Here is a 26350-nt window from a genome sequence, read left to right on the forward strand (position 1 = left end):
TATACTACCTACCACCATCAAATGAAACGATGCACGACTAAAAATATCAATAACTTAGCGCTTCGTTTCGAATGACCTTTTTTCCTGTCATAACCCTGCTCATGCGGTTTGATAGCGAATCGACAGGCCGATAATTGACAAAATGGTGAGATTGCGCGATGAGGACCAGCCCCGCTGCAATCGGGGCTTCGTTTTTAGCTAAAAACGCCGTAAACCCTCGCCCAATGCGGGCGGGAAACAGTCACGGCGTAAAGGATGTCAAATGATTTTATCCCGAACAAAATGCCCGCCACAGGCAGGCATGAAATACAGAGGTTAAACGATGGGTCTGGCAGGCCAGTCAATATCCGGCGCATCAGAAGGATTTACGCGGTGGAGCAACACGCGATATCTTCGCCAGGCCGCCAGGTCAGCAATTTCGGTTTCGGTCGCTATCCCGAGTTCAACCGCATCCTGAAGTGGCGCAATTCTCTCGGCCGCATACGTCAGCATACTGTTTTTCTGATTACTTGCTTCAGATATGATAAACGCATTTTTTGCCTCTTTATCATCAACCCATTTTTGTCCGTTCCATTTCTTAAAATCTCCAGACGGACTCAGAGCCGTAGTATTTTCTGGCAGGTCGCCTAACTCAGAAATAAAAACAGCATCTCCCGTATCCGTGTTATACACAGTCATCCCTCGGTGATCCTGAATTAATGACCATTTATTTTTATCCTCATCAAAAACTGCAACATATCCATCAGTAGCCTGCGGTGGCTCAATGTCAGTACAGTATGCAGGTAATCCTGTGTGTGGCGGAATATACGCATCGCTTGCGCCAATATATTCAAATGAATGCGAACTGTAGTTGTACACAGTAATTGTCCGAGCCACTTCAGTCATTTTAAACGTCATTATGCGAGCCTCACGATATAATTAAATGCGATGTTTTTTACTGTGTTCTCTGTATTCCCGGATGCATTAATACTCAATGTATGCGAGTGAGCACCTAATGCAAGAGTATGTGTATGAGCTCCCACCGCAAGGGTATGCGTATGCGAGCCGATGGCAACGGTATGCGCATGATTACCGCTGGATGCGGTAGATGTATCTTGCGATTTTGGATTTAGCACAACTTTATAATTATTCCCACCCGACCCGGAGCCACCGTTATTCCCGTCAATGGAAAATCTTGAATATGTATGCGTATGCGCGCCAGTAGTGTTGGTCGTTTTTGTACCATAATCAAACGCAGAAGTGGTTTTTTTGCCGTAGTCAAAAGATGATGTGCTTTTGGTTCCGAGATCAGTGGATGCGACCGTTCCTGTATGGGTGTGTGATTTGATACCATCAGACTCGGCACTTAACACCTGGCGACCACTTGCGGGCTTCCCTTTTATTGTCTGGCCCCGCATGTCGGGGATAATTCCATTCGGGTATGCAAGGGCAAGCTTCGGATATTGCGCTCTGTTAAACGTCTGTCCCTGCATCAGGGCATATCCTGCTGGCAACGTGTCGGATGGCCAAGGAACTGGTACGCCAACAGGCAGCAGGGTATCTGTGGGCTCGGTATAGGTGCGCAAATTCACCCAGCCGCCGCCTGAGACGTTCGGGTTAGACTCATTATTGTCCTGAGTGTTGATATAAATGCTGTCTCCGTCATCACTGATTAATAACGCTCCTGCGGGGTATCCACCGATAGCCGAGGAGAAATCCCCATCATAGGTATTCAGAGCTCCCGCACTGTTCCAGCGGCACAGCGCTGACAGTTCATACAAAATCTGGTTCATGTCCCGGCCTTTTGGTGGAAGCCCACCTGCGGCCTTCGGGATCATCGTGATAGGTGGAAATCCCAGCTCGTATGAAGCAGCATTATCCCCTGGCTGAGCGACGGGTAAAAGCGATTCACGCTGGCCGTTTTCGCCAAACGGAACCGGCTGTTTCGTTGGTGCATCAGTTCTTTTCATGGTCAGTCTCTGCAAAAAGTACCGTCATTAAAAGGGTAAGCATCCGGCGTAAAGCCAAAAAATGGAGTAACAATCTGATGTACCTTAACCATCACCCCGCCTGGTACCGGAATAACGTCATAATTGGTCAAAATGTTTTTTTCATAAGGAGCAAGCTCAAATTCAAAAATAAGTCCCAGCGTCATGTCCCGATAATTTGAGCAATATGCCCTTCCCCGTCGATAAAAAAGCATTTTAAGGAAAACGTTAATTTCAGGAATAGTAGCAACGCTCAGATTAGAAAAAGCCTTGCAGAGAATTAGCGTTCTGTAAGCATCATCACCCAGGCGCACATTTGTGGTTTCCTGAATGCCGCTGAAAAATGGCGCATCGTCGAATGGTAGTGGGTAGTCTGGATTGGCTCCATTAGCCTCACCAAATCCGAACGATTCATTTTCTGTCGGGGCAATAACGTAGCGACTGACGCCCACAATTTTCCCCCACATATCAAGTCCAAATGGCCCACAGGTGGTTAAATCCCACACATCTGAGATAAATTCCTCGGTAAATTCATCAATACAGACAGCCTGACAGAATGTGTCAATAACTGATAAAAGATTTTTGCTCGCAGAATATTGCGTGAGTACTGTATCTTTCCACATTCATTCACCTCATATCAGAGAAACGCTGATATCTGCGTCCTGAATAGTAGGCACCTGGTCAATTCCGGGCGTTACCGCCTGGCTGAACGTTGAGCCATCCAGCGAAATCTCCAGCGACAATATACCGACCGTATCCGGAGAGATGGAAATAACCGGCGCATAATATTTCCCGGCGTTAATTGTTGCCCCTATTCTGGCCTTGCCGATCCCCTCATATCCGCCATTAAAAACCTGCGCAATAGTTTTATGCACCTGCACGGCAATGTCGCTGGGAGGATTGAGTGATTTATCGATACTCACTCTGAAATAAACACGCGTGGGCGTCGCTTTCTGCCACTGCATATCGTAGGAAGGGTAAGGCGGCTGATAATTTGTGCTGTCATAAACAGTGTAACTGGTGTTACCGTTCATGTTTGCCCCGGGGTTATACGTCCGGAAGATGGCTTCTGCAACATCCGCATCCTCGCCACCATAGACGCAGGCATAAACGGAATGCGGCAGCACCGGAAAATTTGTTGTACCCACCGTTACCGTCTCACCGGTACGGTTCGACCAGACATAAGCATCCAGCACCCCGTCCGTCTCCAGCAATGCGGCCAGCATGGAGCCATCCTGATTACGGCTGTTTCGTGCGACAGACTTTCGGCGGCGGGTTTCAAACGCTATGCGCGATTCGACATCCACGCCGACAACACCCGGACTGGCGTTACTGACCGCATCCCAGCCTGGCACTGCGCGGTAAATCTGGTTTAAGGTACCTGCGGCGCACGGAATGGGGCCGGTTGTCTGGTTAACGAACTGGACATCAACCGAACCTGATGCGGGGATTACCGCATCATCAATCGACTGGTAGATATAACCAGCCTCATCACTCGCTGTGCTGCCCGCCGGAATGAGGGTGCCCACTTTGCCAATGCAGGTCGCAGTCACAACCGTTCCCTGCGCGGAAATGCGATCCATAAAGTAGATTCGCCCGATGCCATCCTGCATTCGCCCGGTTGAAAAGTCGGGGTTAATCTGGTTAAACAGGCACAGCAGCTTGTCGTAAACCTGCGCAATAATCTCGGTGTCAGACTGCGCAATCTGCCCCTGCGGCGAACTTAAAGACTGACTGGCCCCGCCGCCGAGTGCCGCGCTCATGTCAGTAAGCCGCCCCGACAGCACATCAGCGATATCGGGCACTGACAACCCGTTTTCCGTCACCATTACGTCCGGCACGGCCGTTTTAATCGTCGTCACAGTGTCACCCCTGCTGTATTCCCGTTCCTGTCAGTGACGCGAACAGTGCCGCGTATCCTGCGGGTGTTTTTATCGAAAAATACGGAGGCGAGCGCCTTTTCCACCACCGGCAGCCTCCGCGCTTCATCCTGCATTTTCTGCGCGATAAAGCCGGGTGATGGTCGCCTGCCAAGCACATCCATCTTCCATGGGATGCCGAGAGTGTTGTCGTACCAGCACTCCCCGGAGAACACCAGGCAGGCGCTCGCGACGTCCTGTGCAACCGCCAGGGAATCAGCAGCAACGGCAATATTGCCGTTCCCGTCCAGTGTTAAATCCCACGTTGACGGGTCAAGCTGCATGGTTTTGTAGGTCATGTCGGTTTGTCCGTCGGTTCAGAGTTAATCGTTGAATTCCCGCTCTGCACACCACGAACCGGGTGGGCGTGGGAGTCGTAGTTATCGCGGAGCGCCTTAAGCGTGCTGCTCTGCTGCCCGGCGTTATCAATGATATCGCCGCTCACTTTCAGAAGCGGGGTGTTGATATTCATGCCGTCGGGTGCATTGATATTTGCTGATGAGCAGTTGATATTCACCGGGTTCGGCGTGGTGATATTTATCGCCCCGTCAGCAAACTCGATAAACTGCGTTGGTTGCGCGTTAAGCACGCCGCCGAGGTAAATGGCATCAGATTTACTGTGGCGACGTCGGCTACCGGGAATCGACGCCTTAAGGTTTGCGCGGACCAGCGACGTGTCACGGTCACACACCGCAATCAGGCCGATATCCCCCGCAACAGGGTTCATGATAACGGCGCTGTCTCCGCGCTGTAGTCGCCAGACGGGAAGGTCATATAACGTGGAGTTGGGGATCATCGCCCCGCTCCGGTCTGTACGCGTCAGCAGCGGCAACACGTCGACAACCAGGTCAGGCGCCTCACCCCGTACCGCTACCACCTTCGCCAGCTCAATAAAGAAACAGCCGGACAGGAGCATTTCAAATGTGTACTCCAGCGACTGCGCCTCGCTGGTCTGGGCTCCGGTCGGGGTATACAGATTACGATCCATGCTTCTGTGCCTCCGCCTGTTGTGCCTTTCGATGCGCAGCCCTCTCCTCCGGCGTCCTGTACGCGACGCAGACAGAATGCCATGAGCCACCCGGCACCCACGATGACAGCTCATGCCGGACGGAGGTCAGTTCATACGTGCCGTCTGCGTGCGGGAGGCCGGTTTTAATCTCGATATAGCGCCCAATCACCAACAGCGATGAGTACTGCGTCTGGAACATCAGTCCGCCGTTTGAAAACACCGGATACCCAATCAGCCCGTAATCCTTCGAGATAAGCGGCACCACGGCGTCGCGTTTTTCCGACGACGGCCAGAACTCAATTTTATCGGGCGGGGAAACGGACATCGCGATGCTGTAATCGGCGCAAATCCGATAAAGCTGGTCGAATACGCTGCCCGAAAAATGCGGACTTCCCGATGTTGTCATGCCGCCCAGGCCGTTGAATACCGCGTTATATCCCGCACTGGTACAAATCGCGCTGAGAACGTCTTCAATACGCTGCGGGCCACTGGCCGAGAACGGGCTGGCAATCCTGTTCTGTAACTCAACCGTTGCAGAGGCGGTTATCGTCAGGTGGGTTTCTGGTGCGGCCCCCATATCAGCTATGGATGAGGTCATCACCCCGGCGAAAACCTGCACATCGTCAGCGAAGATTTCAACATCCATGCTCTGCCCTTCAGGCCTGGAAACAATGCCATCTGCCCGACCGGACAAATTAGCCAGGAGTTCCAGCCCCAGCCCGTAGAGCGATATTTCTGCGGTAGCCGCTCCCCGCCCCACTACGGAATTCAGTGACGCCGTGGCCTTGATGTTGCTGATGGAGATCCGGTTGTTACCCCTGGCGTCAAAGGCTGACGCTTTGTTGATAAAATCAAACCGGAGGCTGTGCTGTTTATACAAGGTCGCTCTCCTCCAGGTAGTACAGTACGAAACGACGCCCCAGACCGTCCCACGACGGATCTGCCTGCCCCTCGTTATCAATGAACACCAGGTCACCACGAAATCCGAGATACCCGTACCGGACAATTCTGTTGCCGAACAGGCAGGGGACGCCCTGAACAACAGGTACGCCGTTTACCCTGAGATCCGCGTAAAGAAAACTGCGGCGCTGGATTAACCTGATTTCGCATTGCTGACCTGCCAAATCCACGGCAATGACCTGCGATTTTTTAGGAAGGATAGAGACGGTAATCATGTGGTGTTCCTGGAAATGTTTTTCGCCATGTCCGCAGCTTTCTGCGCAGCGCTGTCAGCGATATCCCGTGCCGGTTTTGAGACGGTATCAAGTGCACTCTGAAAGCTGGTTTTTATCGTCTTACCTACATTGCCAGCCACGTCACCCAGAGCCGATTTCAGAGAATCCCAGGACTTGCTCAGCTCATCGACGGTTGATGGCGTGCCTCCTCCTTTTGTTGCAGGAGCCCCAAGCCCCGTTTGCCCGTTTGATTTCGCGTCATCGGTCGGTTTCTCTCTCGACTGCGCGCCTGACAGGGTGACCTCCATCTGCTGTATCACTTCCTGAAAATCCAGATAGACCGTCAACAGTGTTACGCCTTTTTGTGAGTTCACCTCGTAGTAGTGATCCACCAGGTCGAAGCTGCGCAGCGTCTCTTTTGGCGTCTCGATGTCATAGGTGTTTGCCGAGGCGAGCATCGTTTTTATGGTGTCCAGCGCCGCGCTCTGGCTGGTAAACGTGAGATCAAAAATATTGGGGATGTTGCCGGAAAAACCCGTCAGGCCGTTGATGAGAATGGTGCACCGCACCCGCGCAGGCTCCCGCACCTTATTAATGGCCTGATATTGCCCCTCCTCAACCGGAGCCGTTGTAATCTGCGCCCGCCCGTTCGGCTGTATTGATGCCATCCCGCTAAACTCAAGCGCTATCTCGTGAGTCTTGCTGTCGCGGATCACGTACTGAGGATGCAGGACACTGTCGATTATCGAGAGTGGCGAGCCCCCGCCGATGGCGTTGAAGATTTCGGCTGTATTAACGTCGATTATGTTGCTCATGCGATTACCAATAAAAAACCCGCCGAAGCGGGTACTGATGACGGCTTAGATTTTTTGATAAGATCAGTATGCGATATATTCTGCGTACTTATTAGTTTTACAGACTGGCTTACTTAGAGAGCCAACCCTTCTATTTTTTCATCCAGATTATATAAATCTGTATGGTGCAACAACAGCACGCCTTGTGACTTCGCCAAAGAGCGCGCAGCAGGTGTATAAGTAGAGTTAGTAACTACAGCACACGCATCAGCATGATAGTACACCTTACCCGATGTAACTTCCTGCACAGCTTTATTTCCTACCGGGTTCGAATATTTTTTACACTGAATGGCAATGGTGAAATTATCCTTTTCCGCTATTACATCCACTCCTTGATCGCCTGACAACTTAGTCACCCTCGCCTTCCAACCACAGGATTCAAGTATATCCGCGCATAGTATCTCATATTCCGCAGGGGTTATATTATCATCGTAGTTGAGATGTTGTATTGCCTTATTTTCACCCACATACTCGTCCACAATGGCATCTATATAATTGCTGTATCCCGATAACGTCAAACCATAATAATACCTGCTGGTGACAGGATGATAGTCGAGTTTTTTTAAAAATCGCCCCTTTTCCTTCTCCCATGGTTCGTTATTTGTATAACCATAATCATCTTTTACAATGAGTTGTTTTTTCTTTCGTGCCAAAACATGCACATGAGGCATTATGCTGTTCTTGAAACATAAAAAGTCTTTTTCGATCGACTGCGCCTTAATTTTATCACGCCAAGAATCGAACAGTGTTTTTAACAGTAACACAACAATTAAGGCTACAATTATAACAAGTGCGAATTTGGCAACCACATCTCCATTGAGACTTTGTACCCAATTGCTTATCCAGTTGTACCCCGCAACTATCAAAACAATCATAATAATAAAACCGTCGCCCTTTTTGCTACGACGCCCCATAATGCGCTCTCTCCCTTTCAATATCCGTTGCATGCCTATCAAAAACTATGCAGAGGTGCTATGAATTCAAAAGAGAAGAATGTATTCCAAGCCTCTATTTGCAGTCAACCTGTATGTATATACATTGGTTGACGCTTTTTCCTTGTAAAGTCATACTGCATCGACAATATTTTTCAAAATGTTTGAGGTAAAAATGAAAAGGTGGATTTGTTTAGTAGCATTGTTAATTCCCTTTATCACCAATGCTGAATATCAGGAGGTTATTGATAGTCGCGTAACCGTACCGGGCGGTAAAGAAGTTTACTTTGTGGCAGTACCCTCTCATTTTAAAGACAGTGAGAATGACAGCGTCATTTACCACTCCGTCATATATCACGAAGACCTTTCCTCATTTACAAAAAGCATTTTACTTAACCCCAAAGTAGATCCGGATCCCAAAAAAACATTGGTGGGGTTCAGCAGTTTAAAACTATCACCTGACGCAAAAACCTTATATTTCGAATCAGCGGCATGGGCAACCTCTTCAGCGATTCATGCAATGAATTTAAAAAATAAAGAAATAAAATACATTACAGACGGTAGTTTAACTTGCGTTGTGGGAGCAGGTGAGTATCAGGGACACTTGATAGTAAGTAGGCATCAATATTTTGTTCAAGGGGGATCATATGATGATTACTGGCTGTATTCTCCGAGCGGGAAAAAGATCGGTCGTGTAGCTAGTGAAAATGCAACAAAGGTTGATCTGTTGAAGCTATGTACCTCTCTCTCTTAATTAAATCAAAGGTTCGTAGGCCGACATTTCTTCCACTTTTTTGTACGTTCTGTTTGGTTTTTCATTGTAGGAGAGAGCTCTCCTACAATGAGGATTCAACGCACGCCGCTCGAAAACGCCTGGTTAGTTGTAGCGCGCCGAACCTGATCGTTCACGCTTTGGGTAAGCGCGTCCACCGACTGAGGGTTACTTTGCACGACTACCGTTCCGATATGCGTGCTGTTACTCTGGCTGTTATTCACGTTTGACGCCATTCCGGCGGGTTTATCAGCCAGAGCCTGTTGGTATTGATAATATGCCATGGTGTCATCATCCTTTACGCCAAGTAACGTGCGTATTTTTTGCGTGTACTCCCGCGTTTCCTTAGGTAAGGTACTCCAATATTTTGACGATGGAGAGTTAAAGCCGGTTGGTGAAATGTATGTCAGATAGTGATCAACTTTTCCTATTCCCCAGTTATACGCCATCAGGGCATGGTTAACATTCCCCTTATAATGCTTCAGCAACCTGTGCAGATACTTTTTTGCCGCGGCACGTGCTTTTTGCTCGTCGAGACGCTCATCAACCTGATCGTCCACCCGAAGGCCAAGCTCAATCGCCGTGTCCTCCATAAACTGATATGGTCCGACAGCACCTTTCGGGCTGTAGAGATATTTGCCGTCAGCTGACTCAACTTTCCTGATAGCATCCAGTAAAGCCTCATCATCAACCGATTTGACCCCCTCCGCACCACCAGGAATATCAGGCTGAATATTATGACCAAATACCGTTCCCGACTTGCGCCCCAGATCGGTATCAATGCCGATGTAACGGGCAGCATCCCCCAGGTTTCGTTTTAAATAATCCCAGGAACCATGCGCGCTGACATCAATATTCTCCCGATCATTATAAAGATAGGTGCCGTAAGCAATCAGACCGGCAAGCCATGGGGGAACAATTCCGCCCGTTGCCCTGCTTCCCACATATGCCGCCGCGAGTATTTTCAGGGCATTCTCCGCCCCACCGACGGCTTCAGTAAAAGCCTTAACCTTATCCCCAGCGTTTTCAAAAAAGTCTTCGATTTTTCCGTGATTCTCACTAATCCACTTACTAAATGCCTTCATTCCATCAATGGCATCCTGCGAGAATGCCATAGCAAGATCCTGCTTCAGCCTGGAAAGTTCAGCATCAAGCTCACCAAGCGTTGCAACGACATTTTCCTGCTCTTTAACCTGCTGCGCAGTGATGTTCGACTTTTTCGTCTCAGAATCGACAAGCCGCTTAAGCTCACCAGATTTTATTTTGGCGGCATCAGACGGGTCGAAACCCGCCGAGGCCATCACCTGCATCAGGTTTTCCTGAGAGTGCGTCTTGCTGTACCGCGTAAACTCGGCAAGCGCCTTACTCGGATCCCCCAGATTATTGATGTTCAGACCCGTTCTGGCCCCGAGCGTCAGTAAGTTCTGCGACGCCCCGGTCAGGCCGCCCATAACGGTTGGGTCTGCGATGTTCGCCAGGGCCATCCGGGCATTGCCGGATGCCGCGATAAATGGGTCGGCGTTTAACCCGGCCTGCTTAAACCCTCGTTGCACACCAAACATCTTATTGACATCAGAACCGAAAAATTTCGCCTGCTGACTGGCCCTTACAATCTCGTTGGCCGTGGAGGTAAAAAGCTGCTTAATGCCATACAGCCCCGCCCCAATCCCGAGGAATCCCGCCGCGGCTGTATACACGTTGCGAAACGAAGTCGTGGCAGTTTTGGCGAATTTCTCCATCTCCCGCCGCTGTTTCTCCAGCTCTCTCTCACGCTCCTTTTCTGCACGCGCAAGCTCCCTGTTGAGTTTGCTGACCTCATCCTTAACCTTGCGCTTACCGTTCAGAAATTCATCGGCCTTTATGGTTACTTTGTAGGCCAGCTCGTTGATGATCATCGCTACTCCTGATGTTTCTGCCATACCCGCCGGTTAAACGCCTCCACCGAGATAATTTCCAGCAGGTTGTACATATCCCGTACAGACAGGCTGTTCTGCAACTCTGAGTACGAGGCCTTTCCTGAACAGATGATGGCGTTTATCGCCGGGGGGATGTTGACGGGGCTAACGAGTTTTGCCGGTAGAGTCTCCCCTTCCATGAAGGGGTACCTCACTCTCCGGCGATGGTTAAAAAATCGAAATTAATTTTAAACACCTCATCCATCAGGTTGCGGATAGTGGAAACCTCCTCAAAATCGATAGGTTTCACCTCACGCACCTGGCAGTTTCCTTCATGCGTGATAACGATCTGCACGGTAGACATCAGGCGCTCTTTGAGTTGCCGGGCCACCGCTGGCGGTGCAGAGGAGAGGACGTTGAGCCCGAGTGTCGCCAGGCCGGCACATCCCATGGCAATCACATCAGCAGGAATGCCAGAGAAATTCGCCTCCCCCATGGCGCGGAACAAATCCTGCGCCAGTTCTTCAGCATCCCACGCGGACATTTCGGTGATGATGAATTCTTTACCCTTGTCGCGGTTGTTCTCTTCAACCACAAACGGGATCTCTTTACGCGCCATCAGATTGCACTCCTTACTGCTGATTCAAAATGAAATACCGCCGGACGCGGTTGCAGGATGCGACGGCCAGGTGGTACAGGCGTCCAGCTATAAAGCACGCCGTTCACGAAGTTCCACTTCGCACCAAGCGCCGGAACGGCCAGCACGGCGTTACACTGAAACGCTGAAATCGCGGCACGTTCAGCCGCGTACCAGTCATCAATCAAGGAACCGGCCGTCGATGTGGGCATCAGGTTTATCGTGAATTCCGTCGGGTTAAAAATGAAACCCGCATGATATTTCCCGTCGGCTGACATCATGTCTTCTTTGTTCTGCAACGCCCCGGTTTCAAACATGTTGTCCGCGGCGTAGTCATCCACGTCAAACCCGCCGGGGTAATACGCCGGAACGATAATGCGCAGCTTTGAGTTGGCACTGGTGATATCGATAGGCATGTTGTCGTCCTTACAGAATTGCAGTTGAAGCCATCGAGATGGACTGAATAAGCTGCCCGTCCACGTAGTAGAAGATGACGCCTTTCAGGTCGCGCTCAATGCGTGCCGCACCATTCTGCGTCGGGATGAACAGGAACCATCCCTGAGAATAGAGCGTTGAGGAGATATCTTTCCCGGTCGTGTTGTTAACGATACGCACCAGGGCCTTATCCAACACCACACCGCGCTGAATGGCACCGAAGTTAAGTGCCTGCTCTGCTACATCAATGACAGCAGCGGATACGGCGCTGTAGCCTGTGGTATTGAACGGGTACGACTGGTTACTGGTGAACAGGTTTGCAAAAGCTCCGACCAGCCCGGCATTAATCCAGACCTGATTGATAAAACTGTCCAGCCACAAAAACTTACCGGTAATTGCGCCATCAGAAGCGTACTGAGCCATCGTCTTGTTCAGGCCGTATGCGCCATAAAAATTATATCCATTGGATTTCAGCGCCTTTGCGGTAGCCAGATCACTGACATTCGGCGCAAGGCCCGGGAACCCACGGAACTTGAACGAAACGCGACCATTCATCCGGGAAAAATCCACGGATGCGGCATAAGCAAGCGCTGTCACGCTATACAGGTAAGAGCCATACACCGGAAAAATGTTTTCATAGCCGTTTGCCACAACAACCTGTTGAACGAAACAGCTGGCATTGTTCGCCACAGTGGCTGCCTTCGAGTCATCGTGAACCACGTAGCCAAACCGGTTTTTGCTGCTACTGGCCCATGCGCATAATTCAGCTTTCTGTTCGTCAGCCAGCTCAACCAGGGAGTTAAACAATATCCAGTTCTGGTTCGTGTTGATGATGTTGTTCATCGTATCGGTCAGCGTCACCGCGGCGGAACCCGGCGACACGGTTGCGGCGGTATCCTTCGTCAGCGCAAGCCCGGTGGCCAGCGCCCCGGCAACGGCGAGAGACACTTCACTGTCAGCGCCATCTGTCACCGAGCGGATAATGAAGCGACTTGCCAGCGGCAGCCATTCGACCGAAACCTTGTCCGCGCCGATCCCCAGCTCCAGTTTTTCCGCAACATCAGAGAAGCTGGTCGCCTTTGACAGGTCAACCGATGAACTGGTGACAGATACACCATCAACAAACAGGGTAATAGTGCCTGCCGGGATAGCCTGAAGCGTGGCCAGCGTCACCCCTTTCAGGCTGCCGGACAGGAGATAACCGGCCACAGCTGAGTCCACCACGCGATACATCAGCAGCTCTCCGGGCGTGACGGATGCGTTTTCATAACCGTTAAAATACTGCTGCGCAGCGAGGAATTCTTTTGTGGTACTCCCCATCAGCGCAGAAACATCAGCGTCGGTGTAAAAAGACACTACCTGCCCAACGGGAATGAGTTCATTGTCGGTCAGCATCAGACCGTTAGCGTCGACCGCAGAGCCCGCGGGCGTAACAACGTTGGGGGTGATGCTGAAATCCGCAGATAAAGGGATTGTTTCCATGGTCAGTTATCCACCATTTCAGTTGAAATTTCTGCTTTGTCGAAATAATCCTGCGGCAGGGAGATGGTAATGTGTGCCTGCAGGGAGAGTGTGAGGACGTAGCGCTCCTCCCACTGCTCTTCGGCATTAATCATCGGAGCCTGGATGGCCGGAGACGAATAAAGCGGGGCGAGTCGGGCATCCAGGCTTTTAATTTTGTTCCAGGCGTAATCACTGGCAAACGTGGTTTCCACCGCGACGGCCCTGTCACCAGCGTTATCACCGTAGATATCCACCTGAATATCGACCTGCCTTACCTCGGTGTACCCCATCGTGCTGGTCGACGCGTCGCCGGTGTCACCGGGCACTTCCCTCGTCGTGGAAAGCCGCGAGAGGCGCAGCGGCGTAAGCACGCAGAATTTCCCCTTCGGCATGGGCACCCTGTTCGCCTGCGCCCGAGTGCAGGTACCGGCAACAGGCTCAAGGTAATCGGCCAGCACATCGATGATGTTATCAATCGTGAAGTCGTTCATTGCGCACCTGCAACACAACGATAAGTCGACACCAGTCTGGCCAGAGCTCCACCGGTTCGACGACAAGCCACTGCTCACCGTTGATGATGAAAATGTCGCCCCCCTTCTCCAGCTCACGCTGCACACTGAAATAGTTGCCGTTCACGTAAATGACTTTTGCCAGCCCCTGGATATTCAGGCCATCAACGTGCTGGATATCACCTCGACTGAGAGGCTGGAGCTGAACCGTAACCTTCTGGTCTGGCAAGTAGGAAGGAACTGGTTTTCTTCCCGGCCCGATGGTTTCCCCGGCGTATTTTTTCAGGATGGCCTGGACGTCCGGGTTGACGCGCTGAATAGCGCTATTCGCTATCTGTCGAAGATTCAATGTCACTCACCTCGTAATCCACGGAACGCTGCATATGCCCCGTCCAGATAAGCGGCTTACTGTGGTTGCCGCTAGCCCTTACACCGTTTCTGACGTCTTCCCGTGCTTTCAGAACATCAGCGAAGGTCATGCCGTCACGCATGGGGAACCGGTCGCGCAGCAACAGGGTAACCGGGCTTAACGGCGGTGACTCCAGCGAACCAATTGAGCGCTGAATGTCGTCCACGATGGTCATGCCGAGTACGTCCAGTACTGCATCGACATTCCCGCCATGCGCCTTCATTAGCGCCTCGCACCGCTCCGCCCACTCGTCAGACTTCTCAGCAATCGCATTGCGGAAGAACGGCCGCGGCGGGCTGCCGCTTCTCGGGTTGCCAAACTCGTTTGACGCAGCCACCATCGCTACGGAGGTGCCGTCCGGATAAGTGGCTCCACGAAGAAAACCAACCTTTAACTGCTTTGATGACAGTTGAAGCTCAACGTCATCCAGAAAGTTCATCACCTTATCCATCATCACCTCCGCCAGCCGTAACGCCGGTAGTAATGCGTGGGATACCCCGATGGAGACGAGCCAGGGTGGTAGCGAAACGTGCGGTATTTCGCTGTGGCGTTCCAGTACGCGGCACCGAACGGCGTCTGGAGATACCACCACGAGGCAGCACTTGTCGGCACATCTCCCGTCGACACCGACACGGAGCCTTCGGATGCACTGGCGACACGGCCCACCAGTCCGGATGCGCCTTTACCACCGGCACCGCCGTTAAGCTCTGCGAGATGCGCTACCAGCATATTCAGCAATACAGCCCGCTCAGCGATATCCTGAACGGGGCTGCAGTCGGTGTTATCGAGGAGGGTCGTTGCCTCGACGAAATACGCATTCAGCAGCGGGTCACATACCCTGCTGAACTGCGGGTAGCGCTCACAGAACGCCTCAATGTCAAAAGTAACGACCGCCATCATCAGCCCCTCGCCTTCATCGCCTCTTCGTCTTTCACCACACCGTCAACAGGTTTGTCCTGCGGCAGACCTTCCAGCCCCGTTTTCACTTTGGCGTTTTCTTTAGCCTTATCCCGTGCGCTGTTGGCTTTCGCCTGGGCAAAAACCAGCTCGTTTTTTACGTAAGGCTGATCTTTGTGAACAGCGAGCCATTTTTCAAAGGCGTCTTTATCGACGCCATCAGTCAGGCCATAGCCGCCAATCACATTAGATGTGTTAGCGCCATTTAGCGTGACCCTGTACCCCCCCTGCTCAACAATCAGACCATTGGGCAGTTTGCACCCGACAACGACAGTTTCCGCCATGACTTAAACCCCCAGCATGCTGGCAATCGCCAGCGGTTGACGAATGATAGCGCCCCAGGTGCCGCCGGATTTTTTCTGCTTCCAGCTTGACTCACCGACAACCACAGCATGAGCGCGCATCTTTTCAGTGAACGCTGCATAGGCGGTGTCCGTTTCACCGAGCTTTTCGGCAATGAGCTGCACCATTTCCCCGGACTCCGTGGAATACTCCACCGCAGTAACGACGCGGAGGTTAGGGAAGTTTTTCTTCAGCTGATCCGTCACGTTGACGTTGTACATATTGGTCTTGGTGAGGTTGACTTCTGACGTCGGCGACATGCACAGCTTCATCGCGGCATCACGCTCGATCAGGCCTTTGGTCTGTGCCACAAGTTGACCGAACAGCTTCACGATGTCGTCGTAAACCGCCTGACCATCTTTGCCGGACCACTTCACCTCACCGTCAGTATCGAGCGGGCTTGGCGTAATCGACGCAGGCAGCGACGGGTCATTCAGCAGCCCGAAATTTTGCAGCCCCTGAATGCCGTAGAAGTAAGACTTGTTCTGGAACTTGTTCAGCGTCAGCGCTGAAGCCACATTGAGCTCAGCCGCATAGCCGATACGCGCAGCGCCGTACATATCCAGCTCGCGCTCCCCCCAGCGGGTATGGGTCTGGTAGTGATACGACTGGCGTGGCACCCAGTTGACGTTCGCAGCCGTCATGCCATTGTTGTTGAAGTCACCGTAAGAACTGGTTTCACCCGTGCTTTCCACAATCGGGAATTGTGCGGTCAGCGTGGTCCAGTCGCCCTTTTTGACCTCGCCAATAATTTCTGCGGCTTTCATCGGGGTTACAAGAACACGGATAAGCTCCGGATCAACGTAGTTGGTGAAATATGCCGGGATGCCGGAGTTACCCGTGGTTACCATTGTCGGCTGGGCGTCCATCGCCAGTGCATAATTCTCTGCAAACTCTGGTTTCAGGTAATCTCTAGCACCCGGCAGGATGATGCCGTATCGACCGCTTGCGGCCGCGTAGTGTTGCTGAAACTTATTCATTAATGACTCCACGTACTGATTTTGACCAGCTCACCCGCATCGCAGGTGCTCCCGGCGAAAAACGGCGTTTCGACAGCCCCGGCGACGGTTGCGCCTGCTGCGCCGGTTTTGATGGTGCCGTCGGCCAGGACAGCAAAGATTTTTTGCCCGCGGGTGGCCGCGGTTGCGGTTCGCGCCCAGAAGTCACCCGCCACCATCAGGGTCACTTCACGGCCCGGCTGGATGAGCATGGACGCTGCGCCGAGCCAGTCCACAATGGACGCCTGCCCGTCACGGTGCACAAAACCTGCTGGCGCACCGGTGCCGGTATTGGAGGCCACGCCATCCGTCACCCATGCAAAGCGCGCGACGGTCAGACCGTCATTGCCCGCCACCAGCGCCCCCTCATCAGCAAGAAACGTCGCGTAGGGGTTGGTGCTCGCAAACCCCCCTTCGATACCGGGAGACGGGCATTGATTAATTGTTCTCTGGAAACCAGTCATATCAGAAACCTCGTTTCAGTTTGCCAGCGGTCGGATACATCTTCTCGAAGTCGCTGACCAATGCAGAATCCTGTGCAATAACAGGCCGCTTGTTCTCTTTCTGGCTGATAGCCATTTTCACAAGAGACGGGAACGCAGACGGATGCACGCCTTCGATATCCACGCCAGCCTGCTCAAGTGCAGTGCGATAGACATCTTCAGCAGAGTCCATGGCCACCACATCGCCAATCAGCGGGCGAACAGCCTGCTCTGCCTCACGAACGGCGCGGAAGTTTGCCGCCGCCTTTTTAGTGGCCGCCTCAGTGGCGAGTTTGATGGCAGCATCCATTGCGGGCTTATCCACTTTGTCTTTGTCGTCCTTCTCTTCTTTGTCGTCGCTGCCTTCGTCCATCGCAGCCGCCGGTGCCAGCGATTCGGCAATGCGGGCAATGATTTCTTCGGATACACCTGCATCACGCAGCAGCGAGAGAATGACCTCATTGTCACCATCAGCGGTAATTTCCACCCTTTCCTCCGGCTCCACGGCTTCCTCAGAGTCTCTGATGATTTCCACCAGCTCTTCCGGTTCAATTTCCATGTCTGCGGCGAGGCGGGGTTTGCAGAGTGCAGCCACAGCCTGAGCTATCGCGTTGGGCGATTTGTTGGCATTCAGGATGGCGGTGAGTTCTTTGGGCGCGGCATCCTGAGCCAGACGCGGCTTCAGGTACGCTCCCAGCGCGGCACGAATGGCGACGCCTTTGCGGTCTAACTTCATGTATTTAAGCTCCTGTGGGAGTGAATCCCCGACGACAACGTCGGGGCCTGCGCGGCCGTTTTCGACCAGGGCAACGTGGTTTCCGACGATATCGCGCATAACGCCATCGAATTCCTCGCCGTCTGGTGATTTGCCGGGGGTCATGTCGGCGACGTACTGATACGACGACGACAGTTCTTTCTGCTCTCCGGTTTCAATACCTGCGATGGCGGAGTTGTCCCAGATGGACAGGCCGTTGGTCAGGTATGTGCCGTCAAAGGCGGCGCTGGAGTGCGTTGAGCCCACGCGATATTCACGCGGCGGGTCGCCGGGAAAGTCGGGGGTGTGAATACAGAGAATCGGGATATTGTTGAAGGTGTCAGCGGCTTTCTTTAACTCTTCGGGATCGCGGTACAGCCGGTATATTTTGTCGGCCTCCAGCCCCAGCGCTTCCCAATTCGGAATCTCCCTGCCGTAATAGGGGCAGACGTTCGCCTTACTGATGTTGCTTATCTCAACCTGAAGCCTGCCAACGTCATCAAGTTTACGCACCGAGGCGCGGTCAAACGCCAGGTGCTCAGTTGCTGCTCTCATTGTGTTTCTCGGATTCCAGGCAATAAAAAAGGCCGCCCTGGCGACCTGTTCGTCTTTTACCACTTAACCTTTCTTCTTGAGGTCCAGAACCGGGCTCCACGTACAGCGACAGTTGATTTCCTCGCCTGGCATCACCCACTTGCCATCCAGCTTTATCCCCTTGCTGAGGTCAAATTCCTCCCCGTCAGCTTTCAGGTGTGACGGACGAGGATTTTTGCCAGCGTGAGAATGCCGCCAGATGCCCCTGGTGATGCCGAGTGACCGCTGACGCGCGGCCTGCATGACAGATGTGGCCTTATTGTTCTGGTCACGGGCGATGAGTGCTGCACGCCGCCGGGTGATGCCGTATCGCTTTTGCAATTCATCGGTCAGATAGCCGAGGTCACGCCCACGCGCCACCGACCGCATCACCAGCCCTTCCACTTCGGTGAAATACTTCTCCGGGATGGAGCGAATCAGTCCGACGTTCTCTGTGATGGTTGCCTGTAGCGCGTTATTCATTGGCGCGGTCATTTTGAATTCGACCGTGAATCCGGCGGTTTCCAGCGCGTTATGCAGCGACACATCAGCATTTTCCAGCACGTCGCCTGCAAATCGCGCCGCCAGTTTTTGCGCGATGCTGTCGAACAATTTTTCCCAGCGTCTTGCCAGATTTCGGACGGCATTACGCATCACTACTGCCGGAGAGGCATCCATCGCCACCGCAGCCCCGCTCGCCCTGTAATTTGCCGTCAGCCACCAGACAACGGACTTCTGCATCTGCTGTATCTGCCTGTCGAGCTGCCTGCGATACCACACCTCAATACCGGCATTAGGACGAATGGCTCTCAGCGTTTGCGGCGTCGACTTCCTCTTCCTGGAGGTCATCGTCTTCGTAGTCGTCTTCGATTTCGATGTCATCACTTAAGTCCAGTGCGTGATAGTGACTGTCGGGGTCATTGGCGATTTTCTCCCTGACTTCGTTATTTGTCAGGGCTCCAAGCGTGGCGTAAACCGCGTCAGTGTCGGCATCCATCTTGCGAATCTCTGCGCGCTCTTTCTCGCTCATCTCGTAAAGCGGCTCGAACTCGAAGTAGATGTCCGGGTCGATGTCGCCAAACTCAGAGAGCTGAATGATGTCCAGCACGCGCTTGAGGTTATCTTTGAAGATGGATTGCTGCAGGGCGTGAATGTAGTCGTAGAAGACGCGAATCTCGCCCTCAGATGAGGCGTTGAGGCCGCTAGGAGTAATGCCTGCGTATTTAACCAAAGGTTCGCTAGAAGGAACGCATAGCTGCTCAAATGCCTGAGCCTGAAGTGCATCAAGGCCACCCAATGGCGCGCTTATGAACTCTGCTTTCTCTGGCTGGGCTGGGTCGTTATCTACAGCAAAAGCGCCCCTGTTGTCTCTGCACTGGTTAAACATCTGAAGGCGGTTGATAAGAGATTCCGCGCCCCCACCTTGAAGCACCGTGCTCATGTTTGTTGAAAGCACAGGAATAGTGAAGGAATGAATCAGGTCGCTAATACTGTCTCTTGTTCTCAGCCAGTTATTGACGTATGGCTCTGCAATCTGCGTCAGACTTAGCCCACGGAAGTTATAAGCCGCCTTAAGCAGGTCAGGCACCTCGCGCGATACGAAGTCCAGCATTCGGCTTGCATTGACCGTCTTAGCCATTACAAACCATTCGGTTGGCTTGTAGAAGTCAGGACTCAATGGGTTGTCGGTGTTGTAGACGCCCGGATAAGTCCAGACCGGCTCAATGACCGTGAAGCCGTTCAGCGATCCCTTCGTGATCTTCTTGTCGGAGATAAACAGCTTCGACTGCAGCTCCACGGCATCTGTCCAGGCTGACGCCCCTTTTGCCGTCTTCACGTCGATGTAAATCTGCCCGCCACCGAAGTATCCGTCGTGCTCTGCAGCCTCTCGGAATTTCTCCTTAACGCGGAATTTCTCCATCGCTGCATAGAGTTGACGAACGCGCTCGGCCTTGTCGTCATCACCAACCGTCTTGAGCTTCACCCACTTGCGGGTCATCTCTTCGGCAATGGTGCCGACCATCTTGCGATATTCCGGCTTCTGCGCCAGCGTGGCGAGATACGGATAACCAGGGAAGCTGTCAGGGTAGCCGTAGGCATATCCCGCATAAGCGCCGTTGAGAGCGTCATACGGCGTTGAGTCCATGGCGAGAATGCCCTTCTCGATGCCCTCGGGGATAACGCCTTTTGGCGGCACGTACTGCGAGAACTCTCTCGGCGGCTTCGGTGTGATTGCAGCTACCGATTCAGCCCTAATTTTCATCTGCGCCTTTTCAGGCTCTTTCACCGGCTCAGGCGCGGCGACTTGTTTCTTTTTAAACGGCCACACTTAAATTCTCCTGAGTTGGCTCGGGTCGATAACCATCGGCTGGCGACCAGAAATAAGGTTGTCGTCAATGGCGTCCATCCAGGTGTCAAGAATGTCGTCGTTGTCGTGGCTGTCATCCGCCGAGAACGCTGCACATTCAGTCATTGCCGTCATCACCCACGAGGTATCACCAGCAACCGTACCGTTTGCGTAAAATGTGTGGGTAACCGGCGCACCGTTGCTGTCATGAGTGGCGGGAACGAACACCTTGCCCGTTTTAATCTGCGGGACAACATTCAGGCAGCGAACCAGTTTGTTCTGGCCCGTACCGCGGGGGATTTCTTTCACTGGAATATTTTTTCGCTTCCTGAGCGTGGTGATAAGGCCCTGTCCGGCCTGCTTCTCCTCAATAGCCATGTGACGCAGTGGCATAACGCGAAGCGATCCGCTGGCACTCCATTTTGTCCAGACTTCCTCGGCCTTCTTCAGCAGATCCTCCGGGTCCCAGCGGCCACGCACCACATCAATAATGTAGAGATTTCCGTCCACGCCCATTCCCACCAGCGTGAAAACGGTGTAATCGAGCCAGTCCTCTACCTTGCCGCTGTTGGTATCGACGTAAACGGCACGGTGAGTGAGTTCTGGTAATGTGGTATAGGTCTTGAACCAGTCGGTTTCGATGATCCCACCGGTAAGCGCCATGGGCTCCTGCTGATACTGCGAGAGAAACGTGTACCTGTCCCGATCCCATAAAGCGACCAGGTCATTCACGTCCTCCATCTGTGGCCAGTAAGACCAGTACCGCGTTCCGGATACCTCCACCGATTCGGTGTCTTTAACCGTTTCCCAGCACAACGAGCGCCACGGCTCATCCAGCGACGCAATGAATTTTTCGTCAATCAGCGCGGGGATTGCCACGTGATGGAAGTTGAGCCCCATTCCGCCAGACAGCATGAAGCCTGTGGCGTCGTCCGTGTGCAGGCGCTGTTGAATGCTCACAAATGGCGTAGGGTGTTCTTTCGACTTGTCTCCACGGCGAGAGCGGATGGTATTGACCAGCAGTGAGTTAGCACTGTTCCTCTTCGTCTCGCTAAGCATATCAACAGGCTTGTTGTAATCATCCAGCATCACTATGCCGGAGAAATCAGGCCCGTAATGCCCGCCGCGACCGCCGGTGATTTGCCCGTTACTGGAACGCGATACCGTCTGCCCGACAGAACGCCCCCGCTCATCTTTAATCTCCCACTCTTCTGCCTGATTAACACCGAATGTGCAGGGCCAGAATTCCTGATACTCCCGGCTGGCGATAATGTCTCGGGTGCGGCGTGAGTTTCGCTTAACCAGCGTGTCAGCAAAGGAAATGTTCAGGTTGCGGAAGCGCCTCAGTTTCCCTTCCTGTACCAGCGCGTTAACGTATGCCGGAAGATGGATTGAGAAAAATTCTGTTTTGGTGCCCCCTGGCGGAATATTAATAATGAGGTTCCGGGGCTCCAACCTTCCCGCAATCAGGTCATCAATTTTCGATGCCATCAGGCGGTGATGCCAGTTAACGAGAAGGCGATCTCCCTGAATAAGCTCAAACCAAAGCCGGGTGAAGTTGAGAAAAGATCGGGTGGACTTTGAACGAAGTACGACACGCTCAGGGAATGACAAATCATCCCATTCGATAATTTCGCTCATAGGATCAGTCCAGGTCTTTTATTTTGCTCTCCAGCATTTTTTGTGCGGCGGCGTAGTGATCAGGGGTGTAATTCATCACTTCCATAGCTCCTCCGTTTGGCCCGGAGTGCTCAAATTTATGCTTGTTGGTGTATGCGTCTCCGCATTCTTTCGCGGCCTGCTCGATTATTTCCGTAGCCAGAGCAATATTCCGCATTTTCTCTGCTTTGTTCATCATTCGGTCGAGCGCGCGAAGACGATACGCTTTGTTGGCGATCGGGATATCGGATATCTCGGTCTGAAAGCGCTCGCGGGCTTCGTGGAACAGAGCAACCCATTTCTGCGCCAGCGTCTTGCCACTAGCCTTTGTCGGGTCGTGAGATTCAACCTGCTGGCGGCTTATCGTAAGGCCGAAAGCTTCCTGGACAGACTCAACTACCCGTGACGGCGTGTCATAGCATGCGAGAGCCTGAACAATGAAGGCTTTCACCTCAGGTTTTAGTGCAGCCATAAATCACCACTCGTCATATTCAGTCCAATACTCAAGCCAGTTTCAGCATACATGTCCCGCACGCTCTGGCGATATCAAGATGCGCAACCTCAGCCGGTCTGTTTGCCGCATCAACCAATTTCTGAACGTCTTTACTGGCACCGTATCGACGTACAACACCAGTGAACTCTTCGACGTCATGCCCACGAAGCGTCAGCACCGGCTGCCCGGTCTCTTTATTGAACTTCGGCGCGCCAAATTCATCGGTGGCCTGGGTAATGTGGTACAGCTCATGTTCCACCAACGCGCAAAATTCAAGGTCATTACATTGTGCACAGTAATCAGCAGCAAGTGTGATGATGAACTTCGGAATGCAACCGAACCATTCATGCATCTGCTGTTCCATTCTGGCCTTCTGCCATCCACCAGCACGCATCATCACCCGCTCCGCCTGCCCCAAAACCGTGCGTCCTTTCTTCGTGAAGCCCTGCTGGGCCCACAGAAAAGCAATCTCCGCATGGGCTAAATGAGAGTGATCCGGGTTATGAATGTGACCAGATTCAGAAATGATATTCCGGTATATCCAGTCATTGACACCATCTGCCGGAATCAGACGATTGTATGGATGGAATGCCTCTATAAAGTTTTCTGCCGCACGGGGTCTTGAATCACTGGCTAACAACTCATTTCTTTCGGTGAGATTTGCCATTACGTTCCACTCCCGCAGCATTAATCACATGGTGTTCACCATTACCGGGCCCACTCAGTGAATGGACGCTGTAATGCGCCGTCTTTCCGGCTGTCCGCATGAGCCACCAGTGAGGATAAGGCGCGGAGCCAACTGATGCTCATGCTACGGGTGTTATTTGCCCCACCGCCCGCTGGGGTAATCGCTATTAACTGCCGCCGTTGCTCTTCCCCATTCGTCATTTGGGAAGTCCGGGTATGGTTATCTGAAGTTGACTGGCCAGTGCGTTAATTTCCGACAGCAGAGCCGGCTTCGTATATCGCCAACTTGCGAGACCGGACCCACAGTAACTTGCCATGTCTTTCTTCTGGTCAAACTCATGGCACTTCATGTTGAGCTGAGCGCTCAGGCTGTTGCGACGTTGAAGTTCGCCAGTAAAGAAATCATCCAGAACCGTATAGACTCCCACTTCGAATGCAGGGTCAATGTACGATGCGTACTTGTAGGCAATGAAACGGTTTGCAAAGGTTCCACCGCCATTACCACGGGTAGATTCTAAATGTATGCCGGGGCTACATTTGGCTAACTCATTGATAAATGCTTGCACGCCGTCAGCCTGGAGAAAGTTTGCCGGCCTGATGCTGTCGATTGCTCTTCCGCCAAGAAAGGCTGCGTCACCTTTATTAGCGCGGTCTCTTGCAACCTTCCAGATATCGGTAAGACATACCAGCCCGTCATCATTCACTCTTACTGGTTCATTGAATAACGTGATGCTTTTCATGGTCGATTACCTTTTAGAAAGTTGAGCCTGTTCGCACAGAAAAGCCGCCCCGAGATGGTCGCCACCATATACGGCAGTTCTCAGGCTCAGCTTTCTGAAAGACTCGGGAATGTTATGCGCTGCGACGCGCGTTTTACTGCGGACATAAAAAAGCCCCGCTTTATTGCGAGGCCATTGTTAACCATGTGATACTCTCTTTACCGTCTGGCTGATGCCGTATTTCGCTATGAATGCAGCCACCTTTGGAAAATCCGGCTCGCATCGCATCAGAATACAGAATTGCGTCAGCATCCTGATGTAGAGCGACACCCACCATCTGGTCTTAACCTCAACCGACAGCCCAAACATCTCTACTGCCTCTTTCTCAGCCATAAATCTCCGCACTCCACGCGCATTGTTGTAGCAACTGTTTATATATCAGGGTTTTGCCTTACATTACCCCTGGCTAAAGTAAGAGTTCAGCCCGCCAGTGGTGGGACACTGGCGAACATCAGCGCAGGGGGATGGCTGTTTACCTCTGATTAAGGAAAGGAAATTATGAACGGTATAGATCCATTTAAACCAGTCAGCAAACAGCTTGATGTTGTATTACCGCAACTAATAAAGCACAGCGAGCTTTTTGATAAAGTGTTGCCTTTTTATATTGCCGTTACAGCAAAATTATCAGGCAAAACAAGACAGGATGTTTTCGAATATAACATGCGTGCTTTAGAAACAATTTTTGGGTCTGAAAAAGCAGGGAAATCACCCAAGGAACTGGCTGAATCCGAGTTTGCCTATATAACAAACGCAAGAGCATCTGAAATTTTTGACAAATTGCCAGACGTCGAATAATTCCTAAGCGGCAGTAATGCCGCTTTATATTTTTTCAGCCAACTCCCTGAAAAACAGTTTAGCCTTCTCTACCGCTTTAGCTTCATAAGCGTCCAGCGTTTCGCCTTCCTGACGTTCGAGGTTAATGTGAAGATCAAGGATATGCCCATAAGCACGTTCTTTGTCCTGCAATGCTAATATTACCGATACCTTATCCTCAAGATTATGCGTTCCTTGTACAACCAACTCATAGTTTCCCATTATCTTATTCCTCATTACGAAAATTATTGAACCAGGCACTGCGTTCGGATGTAGTCCTGCATGCCCGATATGATTCTGCGTGCGTCGGCGATCCGATCGAGGAGGGTGTAATAATTCCATTGAGCGGAGCCAGTAAGTCGGGGGCTGGCTCCATCATCCATGCTGGAGGATTTACCCGCTGGCATGTCGGGTCTCAATAGATTTAATCTTCTGTTCCAGTTGTTCAATGCGATGCTCTAAAGTCATAGAAACCTCTCATCACTTATGACGTACCAGGCGTTCTTTCGTAGTTGACGCCCAACTTGATCTTATACGCGGCCTGCTCAGCGGTTACTCCCGAAGCTTTAATTTCCGAAGCTGAGTACAACAAGTTCATTTGGCGTAACGAAGCTTTTCACCCAGATGGAGGCGGGTGGCAAAACGCCCGCTTCTGAAACTACCACCCAGGGCGTGTCATCATCAGGCCGGGCCGGGCTGTCACAAATCGCCACTTTTCCGTATCGGGACTGAATAAAAACAGACTCCGAACCCGTGGTGATCTGCTGCCACTCATCCGTTAAGGTGATTTTTCTGGTCGCCATCGTACTTACTCACTTACTGTTCGGGAGAAATTTCCACTGGCCGCCACCCACGTCCTGCCTTCAACACCTGACTGAACCAGCTGACCACTGCCGGTAAGCATGAACGCAGATGGCAGAGCATCGCTGTTACCGGGCACCTTCAACAACACGTTGTTATTCGCAGGTTTCACCATTACCGGCGCACCGCTGTTCACAATGTCTATGGTGTTTCCTGCGCTTATCGCTGCATCAGGCAATATCACCCTCCCGCCTGTATGCTGTTCAGAAAAATACACATAGCCCGAAGTGTCTTCATCACTGATGGTCACGGTACCGTTATCACGGCATACATACATGGTGAATGAAGCGAACTCTGTCACGTAGGTTACACCTGTTGTGATGTCTGTAAGGGTTAACTGGTTCTCCTGGGTTACTGCCCGACTCCAGGTCATGTTAAAGGGCGTAAGGGCCGTACCGTCATAGTGCGGCGTAATGCTGATACTGTTCCCTCCCGGAAAATCAAAAATCAGCTCATGCCACTCATTATCAAACGGCCCCAGGTCACAGATTTTCTGTAAGGAACCGGTATGTCTGGACAGAATGATATTCCGGTTACTGTCAGTGGTCACGGTACAGGACACAACGAACGGAGCCGCCCCTGACAGGGT

General features: G+C 52.1%; 35 protein-coding genes and 1 pseudogene. 2 read left to right on the forward strand and 34 right to left on the reverse strand.

Translation table 11 applies throughout. From position 1 onward, the window contains the following. Positions 1-315: 315 nt before the first annotated feature. The 10 genes and pseudogenes from AACV31_RS11570 to AACV31_RS11615 form a co-directional block, all read right to left on the reverse strand. The gene (locus tag AACV31_RS11570) at positions 316-897 is read right to left on the reverse strand and encodes a tail fiber assembly protein (RefSeq protein WP_165154262.1); all 582 of its coding nucleotides are present in this window, start codon (positions 895-897) and stop codon (positions 316-318) included. Next, a pseudogene (locus AACV31_RS11575) lies at positions 897-1529 on the reverse strand (phage tail protein); the annotation flags it as partial. The pseudogene AACV31_RS11575 and the gene AACV31_RS11570, both read right to left, overlap by 1 nt. A 422-nt stretch (positions 1530-1951) precedes the next feature. Then, positions 1952-2590, reverse strand: a complete 639-nt coding sequence (locus AACV31_RS11580; protein ID WP_165154266.1) for a DUF2612 domain-containing protein — start codon at positions 2588-2590, stop codon at positions 1952-1954. 9 nt (positions 2591-2599) lie between these two features. Continuing rightward, complete coding sequence (locus AACV31_RS11585) at positions 2600-3829, reverse strand: baseplate J/gp47 family protein (protein WP_165154268.1); 1230 nt, start codon at positions 3827-3829, stop codon at positions 2600-2602. Then, entirely contained in the window at positions 3826-4185 is a 360-nt protein-coding gene (locus AACV31_RS11590) for a hypothetical protein (protein WP_165154270.1), read from the reverse strand. Before AACV31_RS11590 ends, AACV31_RS11585 begins: the two co-directional genes overlap by 4 nt. Further along, positions 4182-4874, reverse strand: coding sequence for a phage baseplate protein (locus AACV31_RS11595; RefSeq protein WP_165154272.1), 693 nt, complete (start codon positions 4872-4874; stop codon positions 4182-4184). Before AACV31_RS11595 ends, AACV31_RS11590 begins: the two co-directional genes overlap by 4 nt. Next, positions 4864-5775, reverse strand: coding sequence for a hypothetical protein (locus AACV31_RS11600; protein WP_255491235.1), 912 nt, complete (start codon positions 5773-5775; stop codon positions 4864-4866). The genes AACV31_RS11595 and AACV31_RS11600 overlap by 11 nt, the downstream gene beginning before the upstream one ends. Next, positions 5768-6070: a phage baseplate plug family protein gene (locus AACV31_RS11605; RefSeq protein ID WP_165154274.1), complete on the reverse strand. Its 303-nt coding sequence runs from the start codon at positions 6068-6070 to the stop codon at positions 5768-5770. The genes AACV31_RS11600 and AACV31_RS11605 overlap by 8 nt, the downstream gene beginning before the upstream one ends. Beyond that, positions 6067-6885, reverse strand: a complete 819-nt coding sequence (locus tag AACV31_RS11610) for a hypothetical protein (protein WP_165154276.1) — start codon at positions 6883-6885, stop codon at positions 6067-6069. The genes AACV31_RS11605 and AACV31_RS11610 overlap by 4 nt, the downstream gene beginning before the upstream one ends. Positions 6886-6998: 113 nt before the next feature. Next, positions 6999-7838, reverse strand: coding sequence for a restriction endonuclease (locus AACV31_RS11615; protein WP_165154278.1), 840 nt, complete (start codon positions 7836-7838; stop codon positions 6999-7001). Between the two features lie 193 nt (positions 7839-8031). On the opposite strand from AACV31_RS11615, the gene AACV31_RS11620 reads away from it, so the two are divergent. Then, positions 8032-8610, forward strand: a complete 579-nt coding sequence (locus AACV31_RS11620) for a hypothetical protein (RefSeq protein ID WP_165154280.1) — start codon at positions 8032-8034, stop codon at positions 8608-8610. Between the two features lie 95 nt (positions 8611-8705). On the opposite strand, the gene AACV31_RS11625 is transcribed toward AACV31_RS11620, so the two are convergent. The 20 genes from AACV31_RS11625 to AACV31_RS11720 form a co-directional block, all read right to left on the reverse strand. Beyond that, entirely contained in the window at positions 8706-10523 is a 1818-nt protein-coding gene (locus tag AACV31_RS11625) for a transglycosylase SLT domain-containing protein (protein WP_165154282.1), read from the reverse strand. Positions 10524-10525: 2 nt separating this feature from the next. Further along, positions 10526-10723, reverse strand: a complete 198-nt coding sequence (locus AACV31_RS11630) for a hypothetical protein (protein WP_165154284.1) — start codon at positions 10721-10723, stop codon at positions 10526-10528. Between the two features lie 11 nt (positions 10724-10734). Further along, entirely contained in the window at positions 10735-11142 is a 408-nt protein-coding gene (locus tag AACV31_RS11635) for a hypothetical protein (protein WP_165154286.1), read from the reverse strand. Further along, positions 11142-11576 (reverse strand): phage tail fiber protein, encoded by a 435-nt coding sequence (locus AACV31_RS11640; protein ID WP_165154288.1) that lies wholly within the window; start codon positions 11574-11576, stop codon positions 11142-11144. Before AACV31_RS11640 ends, AACV31_RS11635 begins: the two co-directional genes overlap by 1 nt. 10 nt (positions 11577-11586) lie before the next feature. After that, positions 11587-13077, reverse strand: a complete 1491-nt coding sequence (locus AACV31_RS11645) for a DUF3383 domain-containing protein (RefSeq protein ID WP_165154290.1) — start codon at positions 13075-13077, stop codon at positions 11587-11589. Positions 13078-13079: 2 nt separating this feature from the next. After that, the gene (locus AACV31_RS11650) at positions 13080-13589 is read right to left on the reverse strand and encodes a phage neck terminator protein (RefSeq protein WP_255491236.1); all 510 of its coding nucleotides are present in this window, start codon (positions 13587-13589) and stop codon (positions 13080-13082) included. Further along, positions 13570-13962 carry a hypothetical protein gene (locus tag AACV31_RS11655; RefSeq protein ID WP_255491237.1) on the reverse strand — a complete coding sequence of 131 codons (393 nt, stop codon included), beginning with the start codon at positions 13960-13962 and terminating at the stop codon, positions 13570-13572. The genes AACV31_RS11650 and AACV31_RS11655 overlap by 20 nt, the downstream gene beginning before the upstream one ends. Continuing rightward, positions 13931-14470, reverse strand: coding sequence for a hypothetical protein (locus tag AACV31_RS11660; protein ID WP_339379914.1), 540 nt, complete (start codon positions 14468-14470; stop codon positions 13931-13933). The genes AACV31_RS11655 and AACV31_RS11660 overlap by 32 nt, the downstream gene beginning before the upstream one ends. Further along, positions 14470-14913: a DUF4054 domain-containing protein gene (locus tag AACV31_RS11665; protein ID WP_165154296.1), complete on the reverse strand. Its 444-nt coding sequence runs from the start codon at positions 14911-14913 to the stop codon at positions 14470-14472. Before AACV31_RS11665 ends, AACV31_RS11660 begins: the two co-directional genes overlap by 1 nt. A 2-nt stretch (positions 14914-14915) precedes the next feature. Further along, entirely contained in the window at positions 14916-15257 is a 342-nt protein-coding gene (locus AACV31_RS11670; protein WP_165154298.1) for a hypothetical protein, read from the reverse strand. Positions 15258-15260: 3 nt separating this feature from the next. Further along, the gene (locus AACV31_RS11675) at positions 15261-16295 is read right to left on the reverse strand and encodes a DUF2184 domain-containing protein (protein WP_165154300.1); all 1035 of its coding nucleotides are present in this window, start codon (positions 16293-16295) and stop codon (positions 15261-15263) included. Next, complete coding sequence (locus AACV31_RS11680) at positions 16295-16777, reverse strand: structural cement protein Gp24 (protein WP_165154302.1); 483 nt, start codon at positions 16775-16777, stop codon at positions 16295-16297. The genes AACV31_RS11675 and AACV31_RS11680 overlap by 1 nt, the downstream gene beginning before the upstream one ends. 1 nt (position 16778) lies before the next feature. Next, a complete protein-coding gene (locus AACV31_RS11685; RefSeq protein WP_165154347.1) occupies positions 16779-18104 on the reverse strand; it encodes a DUF2213 domain-containing protein in 1326 nt (441 codons plus the stop codon). 63 nt (positions 18105-18167) lie between these two features. Continuing rightward, positions 18168-18863: a phage head morphogenesis protein gene (locus tag AACV31_RS11690; RefSeq protein WP_165154304.1), complete on the reverse strand. Its 696-nt coding sequence runs from the start codon at positions 18861-18863 to the stop codon at positions 18168-18170. 52 nt (positions 18864-18915) lie between these two features. Next, complete coding sequence (locus AACV31_RS11695) at positions 18916-20451, reverse strand: DUF1073 domain-containing protein (protein WP_165154306.1); 1536 nt, start codon at positions 20449-20451, stop codon at positions 18916-18918. After that, positions 20452-22110, reverse strand: a complete 1659-nt coding sequence (gene terL, locus AACV31_RS11700; protein WP_165154308.1) for a phage terminase large subunit — start codon at positions 22108-22110, stop codon at positions 20452-20454. A gap of 4 nt (positions 22111-22114) precedes the next feature. Next, a complete protein-coding gene (locus AACV31_RS11705) occupies positions 22115-22600 on the reverse strand; it encodes a DUF2280 domain-containing protein (RefSeq protein ID WP_165154310.1) in 486 nt (161 codons plus the stop codon). A gap of 31 nt (positions 22601-22631) precedes the next feature. Continuing rightward, the gene (locus AACV31_RS11710) at positions 22632-23288 is read right to left on the reverse strand and encodes a putative metallopeptidase (RefSeq protein ID WP_221413622.1); all 657 of its coding nucleotides are present in this window, start codon (positions 23286-23288) and stop codon (positions 22632-22634) included. Positions 23289-23505: 217 nt separating this feature from the next. Beyond that, positions 23506-24048 (reverse strand): KilA-N domain-containing protein, encoded by a 543-nt coding sequence (locus tag AACV31_RS11715; RefSeq protein ID WP_054628705.1) that lies wholly within the window; start codon positions 24046-24048, stop codon positions 23506-23508. Positions 24049-24225: 177 nt separating this feature from the next. Further along, the gene (locus tag AACV31_RS11720; RefSeq protein ID WP_165154312.1) at positions 24226-24420 is read right to left on the reverse strand and encodes a hypothetical protein; all 195 of its coding nucleotides are present in this window, start codon (positions 24418-24420) and stop codon (positions 24226-24228) included. A gap of 165 nt (positions 24421-24585) precedes the next feature. On the opposite strand from AACV31_RS11720, the gene AACV31_RS11725 reads away from it, so the two are divergent. After that, positions 24586-24882 carry a hypothetical protein gene (locus AACV31_RS11725; protein WP_165154314.1) on the forward strand — a complete coding sequence of 99 codons (297 nt, stop codon included), beginning with the start codon at positions 24586-24588 and terminating at the stop codon, positions 24880-24882. A gap of 24 nt (positions 24883-24906) precedes the next feature. Here AACV31_RS11725 and AACV31_RS11730 read toward each other — a convergent pair whose 3' ends face one another. From AACV31_RS11730 to AACV31_RS11740, 4 genes are all read right to left on the reverse strand, one after another. Further along, positions 24907-25122 (reverse strand): DUF1327 domain-containing protein, encoded by a 216-nt coding sequence (locus tag AACV31_RS11730; RefSeq protein ID WP_255491238.1) that lies wholly within the window; start codon positions 25120-25122, stop codon positions 24907-24909. Positions 25123-25145: 23 nt separating this feature from the next. Beyond that, a complete protein-coding gene (locus AACV31_RS23195) occupies positions 25146-25307 on the reverse strand; it encodes a lysis system i-spanin subunit Rz (RefSeq protein ID WP_221413623.1) in 162 nt (53 codons plus the stop codon). Positions 25308-25466: 159 nt separating this feature from the next. Next, entirely contained in the window at positions 25467-25703 is a 237-nt protein-coding gene (locus AACV31_RS11735; protein WP_165154316.1) for a hypothetical protein, read from the reverse strand. Positions 25704-25708: 5 nt separating this feature from the next. Further along, positions 25709-26350 (reverse strand): DUF6645 domain-containing protein (locus tag AACV31_RS11740; RefSeq protein ID WP_339379744.1); only part of this gene is annotated, 642 nt, incomplete at its 5' end.

Origin of the sequence: Cronobacter sp. EKM101R (genome assembly GCF_963888145.1) — a bacterium.
GTDB classification, from domain to species: domain Bacteria; phylum Pseudomonadota; class Gammaproteobacteria; order Enterobacterales; family Enterobacteriaceae; genus Cronobacter; species Cronobacter turicensis.

Excerpts from the sequence above, each read along its gene's own strand:
- AACV31_RS11570 (WP_165154262.1), bottom strand. The coding sequence starts at position 897 with ATGACGTTTAAAATGACTGAAGTGGCTCGGACAATTACTGTGTACAAC.
- AACV31_RS11580 (WP_165154266.1), bottom strand. The coding sequence starts at position 2,590 with ATGTGGAAAGATACAGTACTCACGCAATATTCTGCGAGCAAAAATCTT.
- AACV31_RS11590 (WP_165154270.1), bottom strand. The coding sequence starts at position 4,185 with ATGACCTACAAAACCATGCAGCTTGACCCGTCAACGTGGGATTTAACA.
- AACV31_RS11595 (WP_165154272.1), bottom strand. The coding sequence starts at position 4,874 with ATGGATCGTAATCTGTATACCCCGACCGGAGCCCAGACCAGCGAGGCG.
- AACV31_RS11605 (WP_165154274.1), bottom strand. The coding sequence starts at position 6,070 with ATGATTACCGTCTCTATCCTTCCTAAAAAATCGCAGGTCATTGCCGTG.
- AACV31_RS11610 (WP_165154276.1), bottom strand. The coding sequence starts at position 6,885 with ATGAGCAACATAATCGACGTTAATACAGCCGAAATCTTCAACGCCATC.
- AACV31_RS11615 (WP_165154278.1), bottom strand. The coding sequence starts at position 7,838 with ATGGGGCGTCGTAGCAAAAAGGGCGACGGTTTTATTATTATGATTGTT.
- AACV31_RS11620 (WP_165154280.1), top strand. The coding sequence starts at position 8,032 with ATGAAAAGGTGGATTTGTTTAGTAGCATTGTTAATTCCCTTTATCACC.
- AACV31_RS11625 (WP_165154282.1), bottom strand. The coding sequence starts at position 10,523 with ATGATCATCAACGAGCTGGCCTACAAAGTAACCATAAAGGCCGATGAA.
- AACV31_RS11630 (WP_165154284.1), bottom strand. The coding sequence starts at position 10,723 with ATGGAAGGGGAGACTCTACCGGCAAAACTCGTTAGCCCCGTCAACATC.
- AACV31_RS11635 (WP_165154286.1), bottom strand. The coding sequence starts at position 11,142 with ATGGCGCGTAAAGAGATCCCGTTTGTGGTTGAAGAGAACAACCGCGAC.
- AACV31_RS11640 (WP_165154288.1), bottom strand. The coding sequence starts at position 11,576 with ATGCCTATCGATATCACCAGTGCCAACTCAAAGCTGCGCATTATCGTT.
- AACV31_RS11645 (WP_165154290.1), bottom strand. The coding sequence starts at position 13,077 with ATGGAAACAATCCCTTTATCTGCGGATTTCAGCATCACCCCCAACGTT.
- AACV31_RS11650 (WP_255491236.1), bottom strand. The coding sequence starts at position 13,589 with ATGAACGACTTCACGATTGATAACATCATCGATGTGCTGGCCGATTAC.
- AACV31_RS11660 (WP_339379914.1), bottom strand. The coding sequence starts at position 14,470 with ATGATGGATAAGGTGATGAACTTTCTGGATGACGTTGAGCTTCAACTG.
- AACV31_RS11665 (WP_165154296.1), bottom strand. The coding sequence starts at position 14,913 with ATGGCGGTCGTTACTTTTGACATTGAGGCGTTCTGTGAGCGCTACCCG.
- AACV31_RS11670 (WP_165154298.1), bottom strand. The coding sequence starts at position 15,257 with ATGGCGGAAACTGTCGTTGTCGGGTGCAAACTGCCCAATGGTCTGATT.
- AACV31_RS11675 (WP_165154300.1), bottom strand. The coding sequence starts at position 16,295 with ATGAATAAGTTTCAGCAACACTACGCGGCCGCAAGCGGTCGATACGGC.
- AACV31_RS11680 (WP_165154302.1), bottom strand. The coding sequence starts at position 16,777 with ATGACTGGTTTCCAGAGAACAATTAATCAATGCCCGTCTCCCGGTATC.
- AACV31_RS11685 (WP_165154347.1), bottom strand. The coding sequence starts at position 18,104 with ATGAGAGCAGCAACTGAGCACCTGGCGTTTGACCGCGCCTCGGTGCGT.
- AACV31_RS11690 (WP_165154304.1), bottom strand. The coding sequence starts at position 18,863 with ATGCAGAAGTCCGTTGTCTGGTGGCTGACGGCAAATTACAGGGCGAGC.
- terL (WP_165154308.1), bottom strand. The coding sequence starts at position 22,110 with ATGAGCGAAATTATCGAATGGGATGATTTGTCATTCCCTGAGCGTGTC.
- AACV31_RS11705 (WP_165154310.1), bottom strand. The coding sequence starts at position 22,600 with ATGGCTGCACTAAAACCTGAGGTGAAAGCCTTCATTGTTCAGGCTCTC.
- AACV31_RS11710 (WP_221413622.1), bottom strand. The coding sequence starts at position 23,288 with ATGGCAAATCTCACCGAAAGAAATGAGTTGTTAGCCAGTGATTCAAGA.
- AACV31_RS11715 (WP_054628705.1), bottom strand. The coding sequence starts at position 24,048 with ATGAAAAGCATCACGTTATTCAATGAACCAGTAAGAGTGAATGATGAC.
- AACV31_RS11720 (WP_165154312.1), bottom strand. The coding sequence starts at position 24,420 with ATGGCTGAGAAAGAGGCAGTAGAGATGTTTGGGCTGTCGGTTGAGGTT.
- AACV31_RS11725 (WP_165154314.1), top strand. The coding sequence starts at position 24,586 with ATGAACGGTATAGATCCATTTAAACCAGTCAGCAAACAGCTTGATGTT.
- AACV31_RS11730 (WP_255491238.1), bottom strand. The coding sequence starts at position 25,122 with ATGGGAAACTATGAGTTGGTTGTACAAGGAACGCATAATCTTGAGGAT.
- AACV31_RS23195 (WP_221413623.1), bottom strand. The coding sequence starts at position 25,307 with ATGCCAGCGGGTAAATCCTCCAGCATGGATGATGGAGCCAGCCCCCGA.
- AACV31_RS11735 (WP_165154316.1), bottom strand. The coding sequence starts at position 25,703 with ATGGCGACCAGAAAAATCACCTTAACGGATGAGTGGCAGCAGATCACC.